The organism is Planktothrix serta PCC 8927 (genome assembly GCF_900010725.2).
In the GTDB taxonomy this organism is placed as follows: Bacteria; Cyanobacteriota; Cyanobacteriia; order Cyanobacteriales; family Microcoleaceae; genus Planktothrix; species Planktothrix serta.
Genome location: NZ_LR734880.1, coordinates 74649 through 97636 on the forward strand (window position 1 = coordinate 74649; position 22988 = coordinate 97636).

The 22988-nt window shown below is 38.6% G+C and carries 14 protein-coding genes; 7 read left to right on the top strand and 7 right to left on the bottom strand.

All coding sequences use genetic code 11. The features are described 5' to 3' along the window. Positions 1–4: 4 nt before the first annotated feature. The 6 genes from PL8927_RS22690 to PL8927_RS22715 form a co-directional block, all read right to left on the bottom strand. Entirely contained in the window at positions 5–469 is a 465-nt protein-coding gene (locus tag PL8927_RS22690; RefSeq protein WP_083625736.1) for a DUF29 domain-containing protein, read from the bottom strand. 105 nt (positions 470–574) lie between these two features. Beyond that, complete coding sequence (locus tag PL8927_RS22695) at positions 575–2218, bottom strand: HD family phosphohydrolase (RefSeq protein ID WP_083625737.1); 1644 nt, start codon at positions 2216–2218, stop codon at positions 575–577. A 101-nt stretch (positions 2219–2319) separates the two neighbouring features. Beyond that, positions 2320–2601 (bottom strand): 4a-hydroxytetrahydrobiopterin dehydratase, encoded by a 282-nt coding sequence (locus tag PL8927_RS22700; protein ID WP_083625738.1) that lies wholly within the window; start codon positions 2599–2601, stop codon positions 2320–2322. Between the two features lie 469 nt (positions 2602–3070). Next, entirely contained in the window at positions 3071–3574 is a 504-nt protein-coding gene (locus PL8927_RS22705) for a phosphoribosyltransferase (RefSeq protein WP_083625739.1), read from the bottom strand. 49 nt (positions 3575–3623) lie between these two features. Beyond that, positions 3624–9908 (bottom strand): AAA family ATPase, encoded by a 6285-nt coding sequence (locus PL8927_RS22710; RefSeq protein ID WP_083625740.1) that lies wholly within the window; start codon positions 9906–9908, stop codon positions 3624–3626. 218 nt (positions 9909–10126) lie between these two features. Beyond that, positions 10127–12883, bottom strand: a complete 2757-nt coding sequence (locus tag PL8927_RS22715; protein ID WP_083625741.1) for a pentapeptide repeat-containing protein — start codon at positions 12881–12883, stop codon at positions 10127–10129. Positions 12884–13094: 211 nt separating this feature from the next. Here PL8927_RS22715 and PL8927_RS22720 point away from each other — a divergent pair, with 211 nt between their 5' ends. Together PL8927_RS22720 and PL8927_RS22725 are read left to right on the top strand one after the other, a co-directional pair. After that, positions 13095–13784, top strand: a complete 690-nt coding sequence (locus PL8927_RS22720; protein ID WP_083625742.1) for an RNA-guided endonuclease InsQ/TnpB family protein — start codon at positions 13095–13097, stop codon at positions 13782–13784. Between the two features lie 105 nt (positions 13785–13889). After that, a complete protein-coding gene (locus tag PL8927_RS22725; RefSeq protein WP_083625743.1) occupies positions 13890–14981 on the top strand; it encodes a HEAT repeat domain-containing protein in 1092 nt (363 codons plus the stop codon). 4 nt (positions 14982–14985) lie between these two features. On the opposite strand, the gene PL8927_RS22730 is transcribed toward PL8927_RS22725, so the two are convergent. Beyond that, positions 14986–15828, bottom strand: coding sequence for a helix-turn-helix transcriptional regulator (locus tag PL8927_RS22730; RefSeq protein ID WP_083625744.1), 843 nt, complete (start codon positions 15826–15828; stop codon positions 14986–14988). Between the two features lie 98 nt (positions 15829–15926). Here PL8927_RS22730 and cas3 point away from each other — a divergent pair, with 98 nt between their 5' ends. The 5 genes from cas3 to cas10d all read left to right on the top strand — a co-directional run bounded on the left by cas3 (position 15927) and on the right by cas10d (position 22941). After that, positions 15927–18026: a type I-D CRISPR-associated helicase Cas3' gene (gene cas3 / locus PL8927_RS22735; RefSeq protein ID WP_156093296.1), complete on the top strand. Its 2100-nt coding sequence runs from the start codon at positions 15927–15929 to the stop codon at positions 18024–18026. A gap of 211 nt (positions 18027–18237) precedes the next feature. Then, the gene (locus PL8927_RS28125; RefSeq protein ID WP_197047520.1) at positions 18238–18843 is read left to right on the top strand and encodes a hypothetical protein; all 606 of its coding nucleotides are present in this window, start codon (positions 18238–18240) and stop codon (positions 18841–18843) included. A 72-nt stretch (positions 18844–18915) separates the two neighbouring features. Further along, positions 18916–19398 (top strand): XisH family protein, encoded by a 483-nt coding sequence (locus tag PL8927_RS22745; RefSeq protein ID WP_083625745.1) that lies wholly within the window; start codon positions 18916–18918, stop codon positions 19396–19398. Further along, entirely contained in the window at positions 19350–19670 is a 321-nt protein-coding gene (locus PL8927_RS22750) for a XisI protein (RefSeq protein ID WP_083625746.1), read from the top strand. Before PL8927_RS22745 ends, PL8927_RS22750 begins: the two co-directional genes overlap by 49 nt. Before the next feature lie 22 nt (positions 19671–19692). Further along, positions 19693–22941 carry a type I-D CRISPR-associated protein Cas10d/Csc3 gene (gene cas10d / locus PL8927_RS22755; protein WP_083625747.1) on the top strand — a complete coding sequence of 1083 codons (3249 nt, stop codon included), beginning with the start codon at positions 19693–19695 and terminating at the stop codon, positions 22939–22941. Positions 22942–22988 lie beyond the last annotated feature (47 nt).

The following is a 22988-nucleotide window of genomic DNA, read 5'->3' on the forward strand; positions in this document are numbered from 1 at the left end:
TGAATCATCCATAAAAGTCTTCATCTAATATTTGCTGAATGGAAAAGGGGCAAGTCAGAGGATATTCACCTTCACCAGGAATACGCACACCCAAAGCAGCAAACTTGCCTTCTTTTATGGCTAAATTACGAGCTTGAGGGTAAGCTTTATCCATTGCTTCGGGAATAAAATTTTTTAAAGACGGTGTATCTTCTAAATGAGTTAAAACTCGCTGACGATGTTCAATGACTGAATTATACCAACTGATCTTCATAGTTTCTGGAGCATCCGATTGAACTTGGAGTTTAAGCAAGTGAGCTAATAAGATCATGAGATTACTTTTTAACGCATTCTTCTCTGATTTTCCCAAACTTGTTAATTCCTCTATCAAATTTTCTAAATCGATGGAGTCAAACTCACCATTTTTTAGCTGTTGAATCGTTGAATTTATCCACAGTTGAAAATCATTTTCATAGAGAGAGTTTACCATAGTTTTTAAGTTGCTCACGTCTAAATTTAGATGATAATATTATAGGAATATTATTGTTTCTGGGATTCAGCTTGAACTTGTAACTCAAATTCGCTGATCTAGGTTTTAAGCTAATTCCATCACCACATCAATACTATGTCCTAATACTTCATAGACTCTTCGTTGTTGAAACAGTTCTAAACAATCAACATTAATTGTATTTTTAGTTGCCTCTTGTTGTAAAATTTTTAAAGCCGTAACCGTAGGTAATCCGGTTTTGTAAGGGCGATCTCCGGCCGTTAGAGCATCATAAATATCTGCGATCGTAATAATTTGAGCTTGGATGGGAATTTCCTCTGATTTTAACCCTAGGGGATATCCAGTTCCATCCAATTTTTCATGATGTCGATAAGCAATCGTCGGAACATTTTTTAAATCATTTGTCCAAGGAATTTGTTTTAAAAATCCATAGGTATAACTAACATGGGATTCAATAATTTCTCGTTCTTCTGCGGTTAAATTCCCTCGTTCAACTAACAATTGATTGATTTCTTCAGGAGTTAATAAAGGTTTCATTTCTCCGTCTAAATCTCGGTAGGTTAGTTGAGCCAGTTCCCGCAGTTGTTTTAAAGGATCTTCCGCTAAAACTCTGGGTTCATTGGCTTCTAATAAAATTTTCCAATATCGGCTTAATTTAGCAACTGATTCTGATAATTTTGTATCTAATTCTGGCAGAGATTGGCAAAATTGACATTCAGTTGCGTCCGCAGATTTTTGGGCAGAATGCTGCAATAAATGTTGATATTTTGTTTGGGTAGTTTCTAATTCTAAGGTGCGTTGCGCTAAGGCAAATCGATGACGGATGACCTCTAATTGACGAGGATAGAGTTTTTTCGGTTTGGTTAAAATGGCTTCAGGAACACCCACTTTTCCAAAATCATGTAACAATGCCGCATAGCGAAGTTCTTGAAGTTGACGATCACTAAAAGAAATTGCAGCTAAGGAACCTGATTGAATTGTATTAACTTCTTGACTTAAACGGACTGCTAATTCTGCGACTCGTTCCGAGTGGCCAAAGGTACAAGGATCACGAGCTTCAATCACTTGTACAGACGCTCTAACAAACCCCTCAAACAGATGTTCAATACTTTCTTGCAGGTGATTTCTTTCAATTGAAATCGCGGCTTGGGAGGCGAGCGATCGCAAAATTCGTTCTTCCCATTTAGAATAAGATTGCGTCATTTCTAACGCATTTTCAGCCGTGATCGTCACATCGGGGTTAACTTTGCGGTTAATCAATTGTAGCACCCCGATCACTTCCCCTTTGCGGTTTTGCATCGGAACTACTAAAACTGAACGGGTACGATAACTAATATTTTCATCGAAACTGCGATCCAGTTGGTAAGGTTCATGTTCCGGTAAATTATAGGCATCGGGAATATTTAATGAAACGGTTTTTAAAGCCACATATCCGGCTAAACTTCGAGGCGTTAAAGGGATGGCAAATTCTTTAAAAGACAAATTCGGTAAAGACGCATTTTGTGCAACTTTAAACACCAATTTTGATGTATTATCACTGTGATCGAGAAGATAAACGCTCCCGGCATCACTCCAAGTAATTTCCCGACTTTTTGTTAATATTAAATTCAGCAGCGAACTTAAATCTTGAGTTCCAGACAGAGCCGTACCAATATCGAGCAGTTTTTCAATCAGTTCGGCTTGCTCATCGAAGTTATAGAACAATTCAGGTTTCTCAAAAATTATTTTCATTCAGCACTTTCGCTCCACTTCCCTCTGACTGTTAACGCTGTAAGATTAAGTTGCTCTCAACTGACACCATTGACTCCCAAAAATCACCACCCATTTTATAATTAACTGAGTGCTGAAATTTTTTGAGCTAAGGTAAAATCCATTTCAGTTAAACCCCCAGCGTCATGAGTCGTTAGGATAATTGTGACTTTGTTATAGGAAATTTCTAAATCGGGGTGATGTCCAGCCAATTCAGAGGGTTCAACCAGCTTGTTCACAAATTCAATCGCTTCAATAAAATCTTTAAATCGTTTGACTAATTTTAACTGTTGTCCCTCAATTGTCCAGTCAGGGACTTGAGGAGCAAGTTGTTGAATTTGGCTATTACTAAGTAGTGCTACCATTGGCTGATGTAGAATCACAACAAACTATAATTTAATTAAAACGACTATCCGCTCTCACCCAGGATTTGCTTTAGCAGTTGCTATCGCAGATCGGGTGAGAGCGGTCTAGCGGGTCTCCTGGATTAGAACCTGACTGCCGGAAGATCACTCTAATGAGTCCGGTTATCTAGGTCAGCAAGTGTCCTATAAGAACACAGACTTGGCACTAGAGGACAGCCCCGGCACGCAGCCGGCATTTTCCAATCCGGTGACCCATGGGTTTACTACCTTCAATCATGGGCATCACCTCCTTGGCTCCCTAAACGGTTTGATTCGTTCAGTGTTTACGATTTTTAAGATAACACAAGATTTTCAAATTGTCCTCCCCCAATACCTAAAAAAATCAAATATTTTCTGGGGGTAAAATTAAGATTTTACAATCTATGACAGACGGTTGACGGTTGACTGTCTTTTTCTCCCTACCCCTTCCTTAACTTTGATGTTCCAACGCTGACAAATTCAAGGTTTCATAATATTCAAAGGGTTGATGAATCCAGGGATCATCTGCCAGATAATCGACATAATAATTAGGAACCATCACCGAACAACTTTTATACCAGAGAACAGCAGTTCTGATCTCTTGAATCTGAGGATAACGAGATTTCAACCAACCGATAGACTCTTGTAAACTAATCCCAGAATCCACTAAATCATCTACTAATAAAACCTGACTCCCCAAGGTGTCCGTCGTCATGGTTAAGTGTTCAGCAATTTTAATCGCACCTCGAACTTTACCCCCGGCTCCATAATAGGATGATGTCGCTAAAATCGCCATCGGTTGTTCAAAAATGCGGGAGAGAATATCCCCAACTCGTAATCCTCCCCTTGCTAAACAGACAATTTGATTAAATTGCCATTGAGATTGAAAAATTTTTGTCGCTAAAGTTTCAATTTTTTGGTGGTATTCTGTCCAAGAAATATGCAAGTCGCTCATGCCGGGTAATAGTAAACACGCAAAGGATTTTTTAAATCATATCAAATCCTTACGACATTTTAGATAAGCACCGTTCCAAATATATTTGGGCAACTTGATCGTGGGGATTGCGATTTAGGCATTCTTGGAATAATCTGGCCGCCTCTGAGTAACGTTCTAAATAATGTTGCAGTAATCCATACTCAAAGGTGGTTTTGGTAATTAATTTTCCGGCTTTAATCATTGGCAAATCTGCATCGAAGACTTCATAAACCGTCACCGCATCGGATTTTCCTTTAACTTTAACCCGATCAATAATCCGAATTGCATATTGATTCGCATCTTCTAAAGCCAGAAAAGTTCGATTAGTAATTAATAACGAAACCCCATAATTTTTAGTTAAATTTTCAATCCGAGAAGCCACATTAACCGCATCACTAATTACCGTACTATCCAGACGATTTTTACCTCCTACAATTCCTAACATTAATCCTCCGGTATTAATTCCAACGCCTATTTTAATCGGGGGACGTTCGGGGCGTTGTCGGGTTTCATTATAGTCATTAAGTCGGTTAATCATCGCAATTCCGGCTCGAACAGCATCATCAGCAGACCCTCCAAATAATGCCATAATTTCATCCCCAATATATTTATCAATAAAACCATAATTTTCTACAATAGCAGGTTCCATCCGGCTTAAAAAAGCATTAATAAATTTAAAATTATCTTCAGGAGTCATATCTTCGGAAAGGCTAGTAAAGTCCCGAATATCAGCAAATAAAATCGACATTTCCTTTTGAACAGCCGCCCCTAACTGAACTTCTACAATACTTTCATAGCCTAAAAAAGATAGAAATTCATGGGGAACAAATCGCGCCGCCGCGTCCGTTAATTCAAATTCGGAATCTAAAGCTTCATCTAAATTTTGATTCAATTCCGAGAGTTTTTCCATAAATTGAATTCGTTCTTCTTCGGCTGTTTTGCGTTCGGTAATATCAACAACAAACCCTTCATAATAGAGTAATTCCTCCTGTTCATTAAAAACGGCTCGTGCATTTTCAGAAATCCAGATCATGCTGCCATCTTTGCGAAAAGCTTTGAATTCAAAGTCTGAAACTTCTCCCTGTTGATCAAGTAATTGTGTAAAATCTTTTCGGCGTTGAGGATCAACATAAACTTGTTCTTGAATATTCGTAATTGTTGACATTAAATCCCAGGGAGAATCATAGCCTAAAATCTTGGCTAAGGCAGGATTTGCACTAATATAATGTCCGTTGGGTGTGGTTTGAAATAAGCCTTCACTAGCATTTTCAAAAATACTACGATATTTTTCTTCTGCTTGTCTTAAAGCCTGTTCCGTTTGCTGACGTTTGGTAATATCTTGAAACGCGAGAATCGCATAGACTAAATCACCCTCTTCATCATAAGTAGGTGTTACCCAATTTTCAATCAAAATAGTTTGATCCCCTTGATTCACTTCTAAAATAAACGTGGTATCTGGGGTGGGATTATATAAATCACAATAAGGGACGGGTTGAGGGGATTGATTCTCCTGACATCCGTTAAGATAGGCTTGATAAATATTGAATAAAGTTTCGCAGAAAACCCCTGGAGTCACTTTAGTTTTCAGCAATTCTTGGGCTTTTTGATTGGTATAATGGGGCTTTCCAGTGGGATCTAAAACAGCAACACCAACCGGAATTCCTTCTAAGAATTGTGTCATTTGTCGTTCACTTTTGCGAACTTGAGAATAAAGTTTAGCATTGTCAATGGAAATCGCGGCTTGAGAAAATAGAATTTTGAGAACTTCTAATCTTTCGGGTGTAAACACTGCGGTTGCTAAGTTATTTTCAAGATATAAAATTCCGATTAGTTTCCCTCGATTTTTAATCGGAGTACACAGAATAGATTTCGGTTGATGTTTTAATAAATAGGGATCGTGGCGATACCGAGATTCTTGACGAGCATCGGCAAAAATCACAAACTCTTGGGTTTGAATCACGGTATTAAGAATTAAAAGGGGTAGGGTTTCACTCTCCTCTACAGGAAGGGATTGTAATAAGGAATGAATCTCAATGGAGTCTCCATTCACTGGATTTAAACTAGCGATCGCTTCAATTGCTAATTTTCCCGATTTAGATAAAATAATACAACATTTTTCGGCTCCGGCATTTTCAATTACAACTTGAATTAATCGCCTCAATAGTTGTTCTAAATCAATTTCCTGTGATAAGGCTTGGGAGGCTTTCATCACCGTTGCTAAATCAAGCGCAGCCGAACCTTCATGGCTACTAGAAACAATGGTTTCTGTCGTATTAGCATTGAGGGTTTTTACCGTTTGAGACAGGGAAATTTGCTCTAAAATTGAGTTTAAGAGTTGGGGATAATTGGATTCTAAATTCTTAACTTTAGCAAAAGCTCCCCAATGAGCATAACCATAATAAGCATCAATTAGGTAGACCCTAGCAATTTTTTCTTTTCCCCAACCTAAATAGAATTTAGCTGCTAATTCATAAGCTAAGGCTTCTTCAGGAATAAATTGATGGGTTTTAGCTCGATTTATCGCTTGTTCAAAAGCTTCAATTGTTTTGACATAATTACCTTGAATCCGGTTAGATTCTGCTTCTACTAAATAAAAATAATGAGAAACATTAATCTGCTCTAAACTCGACCAAGCCTTTAATTTTTCTTGGTTTTGAGCGATTTTTTCTAAAATTTGCTGTTGTTGTTCAGACGATAATTCAGAATAGAGTTCCAGATAAATTAAAGACTGATAACCATAAAAAATGGGCAGTAAAATTGAAGGAGTTTGTTGTGCTAAATAGAATTCCGCTTGCTGAGACCATTCCCTAGACTGTTGTAATTGTCCTAATCTATAATTTAAAACCATTAAATTCACCGCCAATTGAAACGGAAGTTCCTGGGAAGAATGCCCAATTTCACTAACGCTTCTTGTCCAATTTTCGGGATAAATTGTCAAATCTAATAGAGTTTGAGTCTCTAATTTTCCATTTAAAATTTGCAAGCTTTGATGATAGGCTTTAAGGACAAAAAGTTTTGACCCAGATTTAACATCCTGAAATAGATTTAAACAATCAGCAACTTCTAACTCCAGTTCAGACACATCTTTTCCGGTGAGATAAGCCATTTTAAGATAAGCCTTCGCCAGACAATAAGCTTGATCAATATTCCTAGCTTCTTGAGCTTGAAGATAGCTAGTTTGCAGAGGAGATAAAAGCTGTTTTAGGGGTTGTTTCCAGGGTTTAATTAACTCATAAACCAGGTGTTGAACTTTAAATTTTAAAGCAGAATTAGCCTTTTGCTCGGATAATCTTAAGGCTAATTCTCCGATTTGATTTCCTAACTCTATGTCCCCTTGGATACAAAGAATGAATCCGAAAGCTGCATAGACAAGACTGGATAAAGCGGTATTACCCTGTTGACAGGATAAATTAATCAGTTTTAAAACCCAAAAGGGAAATTGTTGGGGTGTCGCCACATAAGCGCAAGGAAAAGCAGAGGTTAAAATTGTAAATAAAGGAACTAAATTAGGATTATCTAATTCAGGTAAATTCAATAAATCTAAGGGTGTTCTTCCGGCTAAATCTGTAATAAAATTCTGTTTTAAGTGTTGCCAATTTTCTAAACTTGAATCATCGCTAAAAGTAACACCCAGTTGTTGACAAACTTCTAAAGCCAGATTCACAGCATTTTGATCTTGATGTTGGCTTCTGTAACCTTGAATCATCAACTCATAAATTCTAATTTTATCGGATAAAGTTTGAGCTTTCTCTAATACAATATTACCCCAATCCTGGAGGTGATCAAAGTCATCACTGAGATAGGCAATTTCTGTTGCTTCTGTATATAATTCTAAGGTTAATTGATAGTCAGTTTCCCAACTGTTCGCCGCTAATAATCCCAGACCAATCGCTAAATGTCCAATCGCGGTTAGATAGGCGGTGGCAATTTTCGCTTTTCGTCCCGCCATTAAGTTGAATAATGCTAATTGATGCCGTTCTTTTTGATCCCGAATTAAACCCACTCCTAAATTTAACTGATTAACAATATTTAATAAAATTTCCGGCGAAAGTTCAGTTATAATAGTTTCCAGAGGTTGATTCACTTGTTGTTGAATTTGACTTAACAATAACCGTCCTATTTTTAAATGAGTCGCTTGTCGTTGAGCACTGGGAATTAACAGATAAGCCGCTTGTTGGACGCGATCATGAATAAATTTGTATTGATCAAACTCCGGCTTTAATAGGGGTAAAGTTTCATCGGGATCAAGCTGGGAAGAGGAGAGAACATCCGTTTTTAAAGGACAAAAGGGATAAATATCTCTAGCAATTATAATGAATTGAGCGTGCAAAGCAATTTCTAGCACTTTTAAAGTTTCTAAATAGGATGTTTGTGTTACCGTTGCTAAATCAATGAGATTAAATTGATGACCTAAACAAGCCGCAATTTTTAAAATGTTCTGGGTAGATTCGGGTAATTGTTGTAATTGATTAAGAATTAAATCTAAAATATTAGGACTAACAGAATGGGTTTTAATTTGAGTTAAATCACATTGCCAACCTCCGAGTAAATCCCGATTATTGAGTGAAGATTGAGGAGGATCAAACCAAATCAGTTCTTCTGTATATAAAGATTGAATAAATTGACGGGCGAAAAAAGGATTTCCTTGGGTTTGTTGACTGACTAATTCTGTTAATGGTTTAGCCCGTTCTAAGGGACAAACTAACGTTTCTGCTATCAGTTGATTAACAGCAGATTCTTCTAAAGGATTTAAACAAATTCGATGAATAGGAGTTCCTAAATTTTGTAAGGTTTCTAAAGTTTTCGTTAACAGATGTCCTGCCTCGATATCTTCATCCCGATAGGCTAAAATTAAAACCAAGGTTTGAGGAGTAGAATAAGTATAATTTTCAGGACTCATTAACACCTGAATTAACCGTAAAGATTCTATATCTGCCCATTGTAAATCATCCAAAAATATGACTAAGGGATGTTGCGGGTTAGCAAAAACTTGAATAAACTTTTGAATTAACCGATTAAACTGATTTTGATCGAGATAAGCATCTAATTCATTCCCCGCAGGTTGCTGACCTAAAAAAGATTTTAATTCAGGAATAACATTAATTAAAACCTGTGCTTGATCTCCCAATACCTCTAAAAGTTTTGTTTTCCAAGCTTCAACCTTGATGGCGGGTTCCATCAATACTTGTTGAACTAATTGTTTAATCCCTTGTACCCATCCCCAGAAAGGCGTATTATGTTTAAATTGATCAAATTTACCCGCTATAAAATAACCTGGATTTTGTAGCGTTGTTTGATAAAATTCTTGAATCAGGGCAGACTTTCCAATTCCTGATTGACCTGTGATTACAACAATTTCTGATTGAAAGTTTTGAAAAATTGAATTTAAACGAGCCAGTTCTCTCTCTCGACCATAAAATTTATCAGGAATAATGAAACGATCATTAAAGTCCATTGTCGCCAAAGAAAATAAAGGAATATCTCCTCCAGTTTCCCACTGTTCTAAACAAAATTCTAAATCATGCCGCAGTCCTAATGGGGTTTGATAACGTTCCTCTGGATTTTTAGCCATTAACTTTAAAATAATATTATTGATCATCATGGGCAAAGAAGGTTTAATTTCTCTTAAAGGCGCAGGCGTAATAGCTAAATGAGCATGAATTAACTGCAAGGGATCAGAAGATTGAAACGGCAGTTTTCGAGTAAATAATTGATAAAGTGTTACCCCTAAAGAATATAAATCTGTCCGATAATCAATTCTGCGATGGGTTCGTCCCGTTTGTTCTGGAGACATATAAGCTAAGGTTCCTTCTAATCCTTGAGGATTAGCAATGTCTTGGTTTCGATGGTTGAGTTGAGTAGAAATACTAAAATCGATCAGTTTAACTTTCAGAGTTTCTGGGTGAATTAAAATATTTTGTAGTTTAACATCTTTATGAATAATTTGATTTTGATACAACTGTTCTAAAATTTTGGTAATTTCAATGGCAATTGCCAATAATTCACTCAAGGTTAATTCTCGATTTACCCAATAATCTGCCAGTGAAACACAACCTTGATCCTCCATAATCAATGCCAACCCATTCCCATAGGGTTCCAACTCCAAAATCGGAACAATTCCCGATATATTGAGGTCTTTTACAATCTGATATTGATTCCTAAATTCAATTAGGGAGGGGACTGTTGGGAATTGACTGCGTAACAGTTTAATCACAACAGGGAACCCGTCAGACAGACGAATTCCACGATAAACCAGTGTTCTAGAACCGTTATAGATAGGGTTAAGAATCTGATAGCCAGGTAGAGTGATCATAGCGGGATTCTCGCTTATCGAAATCGGGAAAGGATGTTGTTTGGAAACAGGCTATACACCCATTAAAACCTCACCCATTAATCATCATTAAGGCAGATTACGAAGCGGTTTGTTGGGTATGTGGAACAGGCAACATGAGTTGTTAACTAGGGTATTGGGTGTCAGTCAACCATCAACCATCAACCGTCAACACCTCAGACTCTTTTAATCATAATTGATCAGCGAGGGTCATCTAGGGGGTTTGCAAACATCCTACCATCAGGTAATATTGCCCCTGTCAGAATTGTTTCTGTGCAGTTTGCCTGATTGAGAACAGCGCCCTGAAGATTGGCGTGGGAAAGATTAGCCTGAGTTAAATTTGCGCCACTCAAATTCCCATCCTTTAAATTAGCATTCACCAATTGCGCCCTACTCAAATCGGCATCACTCAAGTCTGCCCCTCTCAAATCGCAATCATTTAGCAGAGTATGTTGTAAATTGGCACTAACTAACTTGACTCGCTTTAAGTTAGCACCGATCAGTTCAGCTTGGCTTAAATTTGCTACTACTAATTTAGCGTGATTTAAGTTGGCATGGGTAAGATTGGTTTTTTGGAGATTGGCTCCAATTAAATTAGCATGACTTAAATTAACCCCGGTTAAATCCAGAGATGAGAGGTTGGCGCCTTGAAAATTGCGATCGCCGCTTTTATATCTTCGCAGAAGTTCTCCTCCATCCGTGATACTAATATCCCTTGGGGGTGAAAATAGCAAACGAAACGTTAATTTATTACCACTTTCGATCACCCGTCCTAATTCTTCATAAAGGGGATAGGAACCTAAACCGCTTAACCTCACCCAACCCCGTGAACGAGTCATTGCTACAAATAATTGATGACGAAAATTGAGATTATTCTCAACAGTGGCAATTTGATCTAAACCAACAATATAAACCATATCGGCTTCATGTCCTTTCGCCCGATGAATCCGCGAAATCGTCACGCCTCCTTCACACCAAAATTGATTGGCATTTTGGTTATTATAACTGGGTTTAATCATATTACAATCCGGTGTTCCGGGGATAAAAATATCAATTCCTTGCTGGATTAAAAAATTAGCAATATAGGTTTCTAATTGAATTGCTTCCCAACCCATTCCTAAGACAATTACTAAAATTTCTCGACTGGGACGCAAGCCATCAATTTTTAAGTTATAAAGCAGGCGATCGCTTAAAGCTGTTAATTCTTCTGTCCGAGAATGATAAGCTTCAAATTCAATTAAAGGTTGTTTCCATAACTCTGCAACGGGGTTAGGAGAATTTTGTTCAGAACGATAAAGAGTAATAGTTTCACCCAGTTTAAAGGGAGAATTAAAGGCAGATTTTTCCTTTACTTTTAAATTCGGTAAAATCACTTGATAACCCATCGTTTGCCAATCTTCCGCCCACTTCATTCCTGTTAATAATCCTTGGGGACGTAATAACCCCAAACCAATCCCGTGAGCCGCCGTTAAAATCGGGGCGGGAATCCGATAACATCGAGACATAATCTCTGTTTTTTGGATGCCATTCCCATATTCCCCCGTTACTAATTGTCCCCATTCATCCCCAAATAATTCACTGGCTGTGGGTACTTTTAAACTCTCTAAACTTTGAACTTCATCATAAGCCCAAATCAACCGTTTCTGAGGAGTTTCCGAACTATTTCCCTCCTGAAGATTAACAGGACGTAAGGCTTGATAAGCCATCCAATAAAAAGGCTGTTTTCCCTCAAATTTTAGATCCTCATCCACCATAAAATCCTGCCCTTCATCAATGAGAACGGCATCAAAAATAGTTGGAATTGTTGCCGATTTTAATAAGTGACAACAAGCTTCTGCTAAAGCTTCATTCGCTTTTAAACGAGTGGTTTGTTGTACGCTTTGGCTCCAAACTCCCGCAGCTTGACAAATAGTGCGATAAAAACCCGGTTGATCTTTTGATCCCCAAGCATGGAGAACTTTCAATTTAGAATTTTGGGGATCATAACCCATTTGATTACAACTAAACCTCCTTAACCATTGATCCACCTGTTGCAAAATTGGCTCATATAAACTCCGACTAAAAAATACTAAAACAAGATCCCATTCGGGATATTTAAGGTGCATTTGTGCCACTTTTTGACACAATAACACCGTTTTTCCTGAGCCCGCAATTCCTCGAATTCGTTGGGGCCCTGGGGGAATCACTTTAGCAATTTGTTCCTGTTGTAAATCCAGTTCAGAAATCCGTTGTCTAACAATTGCTAACACCGCACTCCGCGTTAAAGACGTCTCTAAATGATCCGTTTGACTAAAAACAAATCGACGACTCGGCGGACGAAACAACGGTGTTCCACTAATCACCCCCTTTAACACCCGCCATTGTTCCTCAGAAAGTTCCTCCCCCCTAGCCACTAACGGAGCTTTCTGAATGACTGCAATTAAACTGGAGGGTTGACCGTTAAGCGACAACTGACACCCTAGATCTTCTTGAAATAAAATAGGAGGAGAACTGGGTAAAAGATCAAATCCTCGATATTGCCATTGAGATTGGAGAATGCGAGGTAAGGCGACTAATACACGACTTGGAACCTTCTGACGCAGGATTTCTTCTAAATTGCAATAGTCCAACAGGGCAAATAGTTGATGCTCCGCTTGTTGATAGGGATTTGCTTGAGTGGTATAAAATTCTTGAAGTTCCCAACAATGACCTGTAATATTAAGAATTTGGTCAATCGTTATTGATTTCACCTCAATAATAATTAATCCCAATTCTGCATCTACGATTAAAATATCGGGTTCTTTCCGAAACCTTCCCAGTTTCGAGAAAATAGGATAACGCCAATAGGCAATACAATCTCGTTGGGCCCAGGTTTGGCAAATCACCTTCCAGACTTGATATTCAGCTTGTTCACCTGCTTGAAACAGGGGTTCAGTCGTGATAAATTTGCGATCTTGGGACTGGGCATCTCCGATCATTTTTAGGCTTTTTTGTCTGTTGTCGGTTGTCTGTTAACTTACGAGGGGTTTGGGGGAGCGATAAGTCCCACACTGAATTTCACGCTCACAAAAAATAACCACCAAATCAGCGTGGGATACATGGACTCCCCCAGGTTAATTTTGTTTGTCCCAATCCCGACAGAATTAACAATAGTATGATAGACTATATCCAAGAGTTTTGAAAGCGACAATGTTTCAGGCATACAAATACCGTATCTATCCAAAAATTGAGCAGCAAATCGCCTTAGCTAAAAGCTTTGGCTGTTGCCGTTGGTATTGGAATTATGCCCTGAATTTATGCCAAGAAACTTATAAAACAACAGGAAAGGGGTGGTCAAGAACAGCAATTCAAGGATTGTTACCTCAACTTAAAAAGGAATATCCTTGGCTAAGTTATGCCTATTCTCAATGTTTACAAGTTGTCGCGCTCAACTTATCTACCGCTTACAAAAACTTTTTTGAGAAACGGGCTAGATTACCTCAATTCAAATCCAAACATAGCAGACAATCAATCAGTTATCCCCAAAATGTTAAGTTTCTAGGAGATTACCTAAAATTACCCGGTAAAGTGGGGTTGGTTTATTGTGTGCGTCACCGTCCTTATGAAGGGACAATCAAAACCGTTACTGTTTCAAAGAATCGTGATGGGAAATACTACGCATCTGTGTTAGTTGATGACGGGAAGGAAACACCCAACTTATCAACTCATGACCGTGATCTCAACGCTGCGACAAATATCAAGAATGAAGCCTTGCGGATTCTGTCGTTGGGAACCAGCGATACTGCTAGTCTGAGGGGATGTCAGTCATCAGAAAAAACTTCTGTTTCTTCAGATGCTATCCCCGTTGATGCTAGAAGCCCACACTTACTCTACGAGTAAGTGTGGGTAGTTCACCATCTCCAAGAGTGTCAACTTGTGTCAAGCTCTGTTAACTTTGTTTTACCGGATATCCACCCTAGTTGATCACAAACTCAATTGAGTCTTATGGCTCCTTTTTATCGCCTAATCTTATTTATATTCGCCTGTACTGCCTACTGGGGTGGAACTTCCTGCTTTAGTAGCAGTGCGACTGCTGCGATTGAGAACAAAACCCAACAGCTTACAGACACAAGCAGGCGTGTCTCCACTCTACCTTTAGCAGATTCCGCTAGATCTTGGCAAATTGCTCAGAACAGCCCAGAGAAACCCCCCAAAAAAGACCCTAAAACACCGCCAAAACCTAAAACACCCTTCCGTTTTCCCTCACGGTTGTTACTTCTAGGGGTAGGAGCTTTAATTGTTACAGGGGGAGCGATTTTAATTTTAATTCGGCTCCTGAGTCATCCTGATGACGGGGAAGGTACAGTAGTGGATATTGAGGCGGAAACGGTGACGGAATCTCATCCTGAACCGCCACAGTCGTCTCCACCTCCTCCATTAGCAGAGATTAGGGCGATTACACAGGGACAGACGCAAGCCGCCCCAACCGTAATCCAACAAAATCAGCCTTCTGTTTCCTTAGAGGAGAATGGTTATCGAGACACAACATTAAAGGTTTCTCCCACCGATACACCTTCGGAAACACCAACTGCATCTGAAAACCCCCCTGCGGTGAATAACTCGGTGACAGATACCGTTAATATTCACCCCCCCTCCTATCAGTCGAAACTTGATCCCCAGGAAAAATGGATTAACGATTTAAAACAAATCAACCCAGATATTAGGAGTAATGCCATTTGGGAACTCGCTCAAGCCGGAGATTCCAGGGCTATTCAACCTTTGTTAGAGTTATTAATTGATTCCGATTCTAATCAACGCAGTTTAGTTTTAGCCGCCCTTTCAGAAATTGGAAATCGCACGTTAAAACCCCTAAACCGGGCTTTAAGTTTGTCCCTTCAAGATGAAAATGCCGAAGTTAGAAAAAATGCCATTCGAGATTTAAGCCGAATTTATGATTTAGCCACCCAAATGAGTCAAATCTTACAACGAGCCGTCGATGATCCCGATCCTGAAGTTCAAGAAATGGCAAAATGGGCAACCAATCGATTAAGTCGCCTCCGTTCTGTTTCCAGTCGTGATCAACCTCCTATTGGATGACTATTTACTTTTCGTATAGCTGATAAAGTTGGGTTAGTTCCCGTTTAAATTGTTCCCGCACACTATCGGGGGCCACAATTTCACAATCTTTGCCATAACGAAACACCTCTCGAATTAACCAAAAGGGATTTACAACCCGTCGCACCACTTGGCGGATATTTCCCAAAACCTCGTTTTCAACATCTTCCAGTTTCGGTTCATAGGCATTTGCCAACCACCCCCTAAAATGTAAGTACACTTTTAGAGAATCCAGAGAACCTCGCCACTCCCCTTCGATGGGTAATATTCCTTGAATTCGGTCTAACCTAAGACATCGATTATGGCGGAGTTCTGGCACATCTTGACTATCTTCTGTTTGATCGCACCAAACTTGTAAGTAGAATCGCTTCTCATACAGACGCACTTCTGCATAACGGACAGTAAATTCTAACTCCTGATGTTGGGAGTTTTCATAGGACAAACGAAAAGGCTGTTGATTCCTAATATATTCGTCAACCTGATTCCGCGCACTTTGCAGAGGTTGGTTCATCTGTTGTAGTAATGCTTGACGCAGAGGAGCTTCTAAGTTTTCCTGATCCAGTAAAAGTGTAATTAGGGTTTCTGCGTCTTCCACTTGACCCGCATCTAATAAGGCTTTCGTTGCTTGTCGTAAGGCTTTGATTTGTTTGGCGTTCAGGGTTAATCGGTTACGGCTGACTTGCACTTCATTTTGAGCGATCGCAGCCACTAACCCCGATGCACTGGGATTATCGCCCCATTTAATATCCAGGCGTTGGGCGATGTCTTCGAGCTTTTGTTTAGTTCCAGGGGGGACGGACAGGGTTAGGGTTTCTTTTTTTCTAGCCATTTTCAAAAATAATTGCAATTACTACTTGCACTTTATAGATGGGTGTGTAATATTAATAAGTGTCAGTGATATTTATTGTAAAACAGGAAAGCCCCATTGTGGATACTTACTCTATCATACTCAAGCCTGTTTATTCCTGTCCAGCCTCAGAACCATTGCAGGGCGTGACCTTACCCCCTGGTTGGACATTAGCATGGCATCAGGCGGAAACCTTCAAAGCGTTGAGTGATCCGAATATTGATATTGTTTTCAATACCGCCATGACAGGGGATGGTAAGAGTTTAGCGGCCTATCTGAAAGCGATGACGGGACGTAATTACACCTTAGCCATGTACCCGACTAACGAACTCGCACGGGATCAAGAACGACAAGTCCAGAATTACAAAACTCAATTTCAGCCGGACTATGATCCTCAAATTTACCGCTTAAATGGTTCTATTTTAGATGATTTTATCGAAACCAATCAGTTACCCTCTCGACAGCAAGCCTTAATTAATCGCACGAATAACTCAGAAATTCTACTAACAAATCCTGATATTTTTCACTATATCCATGATTTTCGTTATCTCCGTCGAAATAAGAAAGGCAAAGGCGACAACGCCGACAAACTATTTCGGCGCATTGATGAATACTATGAGTTATTTATTTTTGACGAATTTCATGTTTTTTCATCTCCTCAAATTGCTAGTGTTATGAATGCGCTGCTGTTGATTAAACATACCTCAGTTAATAAAAAATTTCTGTTTCTTTCGGCTACTCCTAGCGAACTTCTGCAAAATTTTCTATTCAAATCAGGCTTGAAGTACCGAATTATTGATCCGGTCGCTCAAGGTGCTTATCAATTTGATCCTAATTTAGTTACAACGGGATGGCGACAGGTTAGCCAAGGCATTAACCTAACATTTCCTAATCAGTTAGAGCCTAATTTTCGTTCCGGTTATGATTGGTTAGTTGAAAATGCTGAAACTACTATCTTAAAATTTTTCCTAGACTATCCTGGCAGTAAAGGAGCAATTATTCTTAATTCTATTGCTTCTGTTTATAAACTGTTACCCAAACTCAGATCATTGTTTGAACCTCATGGTTTAAAAGTTATTCCTAATACGAGTTTGACAGGGGAAACAGAAAAAGCCAAATCAATCGCAGAAGCGGATTTAGTGATTGGAACCTCTACTATTGATATTGGCGTTGATTTTAATATTAATTTTCTCATCTTTGAAGCGTCTGATGCCGGGAATTTTATTCAACGCTTTGGACGATTAGGAAGACATCCTAATTTTCCCATTTACCAAGCTTATGCTTTAATTCCTAACTTTTTGGTTGCTCGGTTATTTAGTGAACAATCACCCTTAAAAGTCGGGGAAAACTATGATCGGATCACCTTTACTCAATCGATTCGTTCTTGTTGGTCTTTTGTTAATCAGTTTGAAAATTATCCTAAACGATGGGGAGGAATTCAATCGGCTTGTGTACATAACGAGTTATTAAACATGAAAAACGAGTATCCACAAGCAGTCAATAATTTTAAACGAGATATTGAAAGTGCCTTTGGGATGAGTTTAGGTCATAAATATGGTCAAATTAAACACTGCTTGAATGAAAAGAAAAACAAAATTATTCAAGAAGCGCGTAGTTTTCGAGGGAGTAGTCAGCTAGACTGTGCTATTTATGATATGACTAACCCAGAGGAACCGGAAAAAGAACGATTTAAAACCTATAATCTTCCTGGCATTCTCAGTAATTTTATTATAGAATGGATGGAAGAAAAAGACTTTATGAAAAAAGTAGAAGTTGCAGGTTTACCTAAAAAACGGTTTGAAAATGCTTTGTGTTATCTCAAGTTAATTGATTACCGAGAAGTTAGGGAAAATTGGCACTTCTACTATTCAGGAGATGATTTTGATGAAATCAAGAAATCAGGAAAAGTTCAAGTTCTCAAGGGTTTAGAAATTAGTAATAGCATTAATGCCATTAGTCGGACGTTATATCGGCAAGGAGTAGTGTGTTTTATTTCTGATCGCGATCGCAGTTATTTACAAGCTAAATTAGGCTTACCAATGCAATTTCAAGCCTATGGAATAGACGATAAGCTAGATGAGAAGCCTCGCTATACCATTGCTTTTGGACAGTCAGCCTTAATGTTAGAAACTTTAATTTGGTGTTGGAAACCGAAGGAGGATGAAGGATGGATTTGTTGAGATCGAGTAGGAGAAAGGGTTTTGCCCGACATCAGAAGGCAATAAAGTTTCAATACCTGAAAGGCATTAGTTGCAGTGTTGCACTGCTCTGCTTCCCTTTCTCCTCGTCCCCATCATACCCCATAATTTTCACTTTGCCTGCATTAGCCGCAACGAGGAAGTTTATCATAAGGCTATAAAGACGTTGACAAAATTAAAAAGGACTGCCAAGATGGTAGAAACGTTTACCAGCAACTTTCCTATGCTTATCCAGCTTAACGATAGTGATTTGTTACAGATGCCACTCAGCTTGCGTGCCAATCTCCTGAACTGGGTGCAGACGAGACAGATGAAGCCAAACCGACAAGCTCAATCTTCTCAAACCCAGCCATCTCAGATTGAGGCTTATCAGCTACCGATTGATTTTGAGAATCTTGGACAGGTACAACAGGAAAAGAAATCAAGTCCAGTCTCTATCAAGCTTGTTAAACCATCTCAAGACAGCCCAAACCTTTCGACCCAGAAATTTGATCATGTTCATGTCCATCTTTCGCAACTCTTTGATGCGGGAATTCTTACGCAAGCAACCCCACTCCGAGTCAGATTGAAGAAGGAAAACGTTAAGAAATTCGGTTACAGCTATATCACCACAGGATTGAAAATCTCCTCTCAAGGTACTGTCCTTTACAAAGGAGAGGAATTCGACAAGCCGAGTCCTTTAGCACAAAAAATTAATGGTAGTCCTGTTAATGGTTGGGAATATGTCGAAGCGAAAAAGAATGGTCAATGGGTTTGTTTAGATGAATTACGCAAAATTTGGAGAAAAGCTAATGATTAAAACCTGTCCAAACACTCAAAATTTGAGTAATTTTAGCTCAAATTTAACAAATTTTGTATTCAGGAGGAGGGAATGCCAGCCAGAGATGCGACTCACAAAATTGTCAAACAAGCTCTGATTAAAGATGGCTGGGAAATTACGGATGATCCTTATGTTATTTCTTATGGTGAACGATTTTTATTTGTTGATTTAGCTGCCAGAGAATCCGAACCGTTAAAATCCTTAGAAGGACGATTGATTAGTGCCAAAAAAGATAATTCCAAGATTGCGATTGAAATTAAAGAGTTTAGAGGTCAATCATCAATTGCTGATTTACAACAAGCCATCGGACAGTATATACTTTATCGAATTTTACTGTCTCAAGTTGATCCAAAACGGGTACTGTATTTAGCCGTTTCTGATATCACTTATAACAATATTTTCAGTGAACCCGTTGGTGAATTAGCTATTGCTGAAATACCTTTAAACTTATTAGTTGTAGATGTCAAACAAGGAGAAGTTAAACAATGGATACCTCAGCGACCTACCGAAATATCATCAAACAAATTCTCTTAAAATATGCTCAACTTCGTCCCTCTCATGGAGAGATTCGATTAGATGTTGTTTTTGATGAAATCCGCGATCGCTATGCTCTCATGCAAGTTGGTTGGGATCAAGGGCGAAGAATTAGAGGAAATTTAATTTATATCACGATGCAAAATGAAAAAATTTATATCGAATACGATGGCATTGAACAGGGAATTACTAAAGAATTAATTCTAGCTGGAATTCCTGAACAGCAAATTATTTTAGCCTTTTTACCTGAACCTTTACCCGCTTTAACTTAATTTTAATCAGGATATCTTAACCATGAATGAAGATGAACTTCCGCTAGATTTAAACTTTGACCAAATTGAAGAAGAAGAAACCCCGTCTCAACCTGAATTGTTAACTATTCGCTTATTTAGAGAAGCAATTAAAGGAACTCAGGGGAATGAAGGCGATCACTTATTAGAAACGTTTGCTGATTGTGTTTTACCTAAACTAATGACGCAATTAGTAGGAGCAACGGCAAAAGGAGGTCAATTCACAGAAGATCGACGTGCAGAGGGAAAAAATGTAGAACGGAGTAAAGAAGATCAATCTTTTATTTCCCATCTTCTTAACGGTTTATTTCCGACTTACCGGGTTTTAAAACTTCTCAAAACTTTAGAAACCAATCCAGTAAAACGGTTTTGTAGTGAGTTAGAAGCGAGTATTTTTATAGCGTCTTATATTCTCCATGATTTTGATAAATTTCCTGACTATCCTATTTGGCTCACTAACAATGATCCTGAGCAAAAATTTCAAGGGCGAAATTGGAGGGTAAAAACTGCTAAAAAATCAGATGCACCCAATTTAGGACGAGAATATATTGCTCAGAAAATTAAAGTGTTGGACTTAGATATTCTTCTGGGGAATAACTGGGAATCCTATATTGATGATTTAATCTGGTTGAGTAATAATGCTGGAGTTAAATATGATGCAGATTTAGGCTTAGAAAGTCGAGGTTTGTCTCCTAAGCTAGATGGAAGAGTCAGGGGAATTTTATCAAATTTGGTTAGACTTTCTGATTTATTTGCTTCCGTGATTAAGCATCCTTTTAATAGTCAAGAAGGAAGTTTAGTTGAAATTCTGAAAGACTTAAGTAATAACCAACTTAAGTTTAGTTATCATGCTTTGTCCGACAATCGAGGCGTTTTAACCAATATTATTAATAATGCCTTGATGGATCTTCATCCTGAAGACTTTTATACTCCTTTATTGTATCTTCCTGATGGTGTGGTTTATTTAGCTAAAGTTGATGCTCCTGGTCTTCAAGTTGAAATAATTGCAGAGCAAGTTATTGCTAAAATTAAACAACTTTGTGCGAATCAACTCAAAGATCGACAAACGGGTTTTGGTCGAGATGGAAAAGGGCTAAAATTTGCTGATTACTACTGGCTTTTTTTTGAAATTAATGGTTTAATGGAAGTATCAGTTAATGCTGCTTGTAGAATTCTGCCATCAACAAAACCTTCCTCTGGTAAAAAACGCAGTGAAAGTTTAAGCAGTTTTCAAAAAAATGGTGAACTTCCTGCTTATTTAAACGTGAACTTTGGGGATGATTACCGTATTGATCGATTAGCTGAATTTGGGGATGTTTTGTGTCGAGGAATTTGGCGAGATTGGTGCGATCGCTTTAATCAATGGCAAAAACAACAACCGAAATCCAACCGTCAAAATTTACCCGATTTAGATTTAACTGAAAAACTGGCTGAATATTTAGGGTTAACGGATGAAATTCCTGCCTTAAAAGCAATTCAATCCCTAAAAAAAACAGGCGGTGTCCCTCTTGATTGGTATTATTTGGCTGCCAAACATAACCAAAGAAATCCCACTTTAGATGAAGGACAAATTCGGGAAGTCATGGAAGGAATGGTCAACCATGCTGTTAGCTTAGTACAACCGATTGTTCAAGAATTTACCCTTCCCGATGGTTGGGATGATTTAAGAACATACATTAATCGTGTGGTATCTTTCCCCACAGGTGCAATTATTCCACCCGAAACTCAACCTTTTTTAGTTGAACTAAGTCGATATAAAGCTGCCAAAATCACAGGGAGAGGACGGGAAAATGTCTGTGCAATGTCCAGTTCATCTTACACTGTGACGGAACAAATGGAGTCTGCAACCCTATTTACTCCTCAAGTTTATAGTAATCGTCAGATTCTATTTAATGCTCAAGCGGCAAAGCGACAAATCTGTGCAATTTGGTCAATTGAAATCATGTTGCGACAGATTTTAATGAACAAAACTAATGCAACAGGAGCAGATTTTGAGGGGGGTAAATACCGTTACTTATACCTCTATCCTGCCTATTTCTTTACCCCAGAAACCAATAACTTTCTCCAAAAAGCTTATAGTTTTATTCGTCGAACTCGCTTCGATGCTGATATTCGTAAACACCTGATTACAGAACAACAGCAAGCGCAGTTTAGTCTGGAAAACTATCAACAAGTTGATTCTCTTTTAATTCAAGAAGAATCGGAGAAAGACCAAACCTTTAAACTCAATTATCCACCCAAACAACCGTTAACATTCTTCTTCATGGCACTTCCCCCAGGAAGGGATGCCACTGATACAGAATCCTGGGTAATGCCTGCTTGGTTAGGGTTTGTATTGCCCTTAGTTTTGGATGTGAAAGTTGTAGTTTCAGAATCTCCTGTCCCTCCTTTTATTAGTGGTGCAGATTTTGAACGAACAACGATTTTAGATGGAGAACATCAAGCAATTAACTCTTTAGTTAAACAACAAAAAGATGGGACTCGCTTAGATAGTATTCTCCCTCGTTCAAAACCGTCTTTTTCCCCTTTGAATGCGTTAAGTGCTGCTTATTGTATTCATTTAGAAGTTAATCGCAAAAAGGATGGTGATCCAGATTGGGGTAAATTAGCCGCGTTAGCAAGGGATTTAGAAACCAGCCCTTTGTATGTTTTTCATTACCTGACTAAATTAGTCAGAAAGTTGGAATGGGATAGCGCACCTGTCGCCAAAATTAAACTCTACCAACAGTTTTATTATTGTTTTGATCCAGAAGGAAAAGCCATGAATCAACTTCGAGAATTAACGAGACTTTATCGCGTATTTTATCGTGCCAAAAGCCAATATGCTAAACCCAATGCAGTGCTTAAACCCATTGATGAAGCAGCCGATGTCATTCTAAAAATTGACAAAGGTTTAGCCAATAATTCCGAATCTTTAACAGATGTGGTGGCGGCACGTCTCTCTAAATTAATGACGAATGTAAGACGGAGAACAGCCGAAGGAAAACCCACCTTAACCTTTAGTGATGGCAAATGGAAACCAGCTTTAAATTCCGAAGAAGAACGTCAAGCAATTTATGATTTTGCTCAATTTTTTGTTCAGCAAATTTTTGAGGGAACGTTCAAAGGCGATCGCGGTCGTTTAGCCGGAACACAACTCAATTTAATTCGTGATACTTGCGATTATCTTTATCGCTTAGAAGATGATCACGAACGTCAAAGTATTAAACAACCGGAACCTGAAGACATTCCCGAACTGGAAGAAGCTTTATAACCTTTAATTCCAGTTAACCTCGACTTCAACCAACTATTCATTTAAGG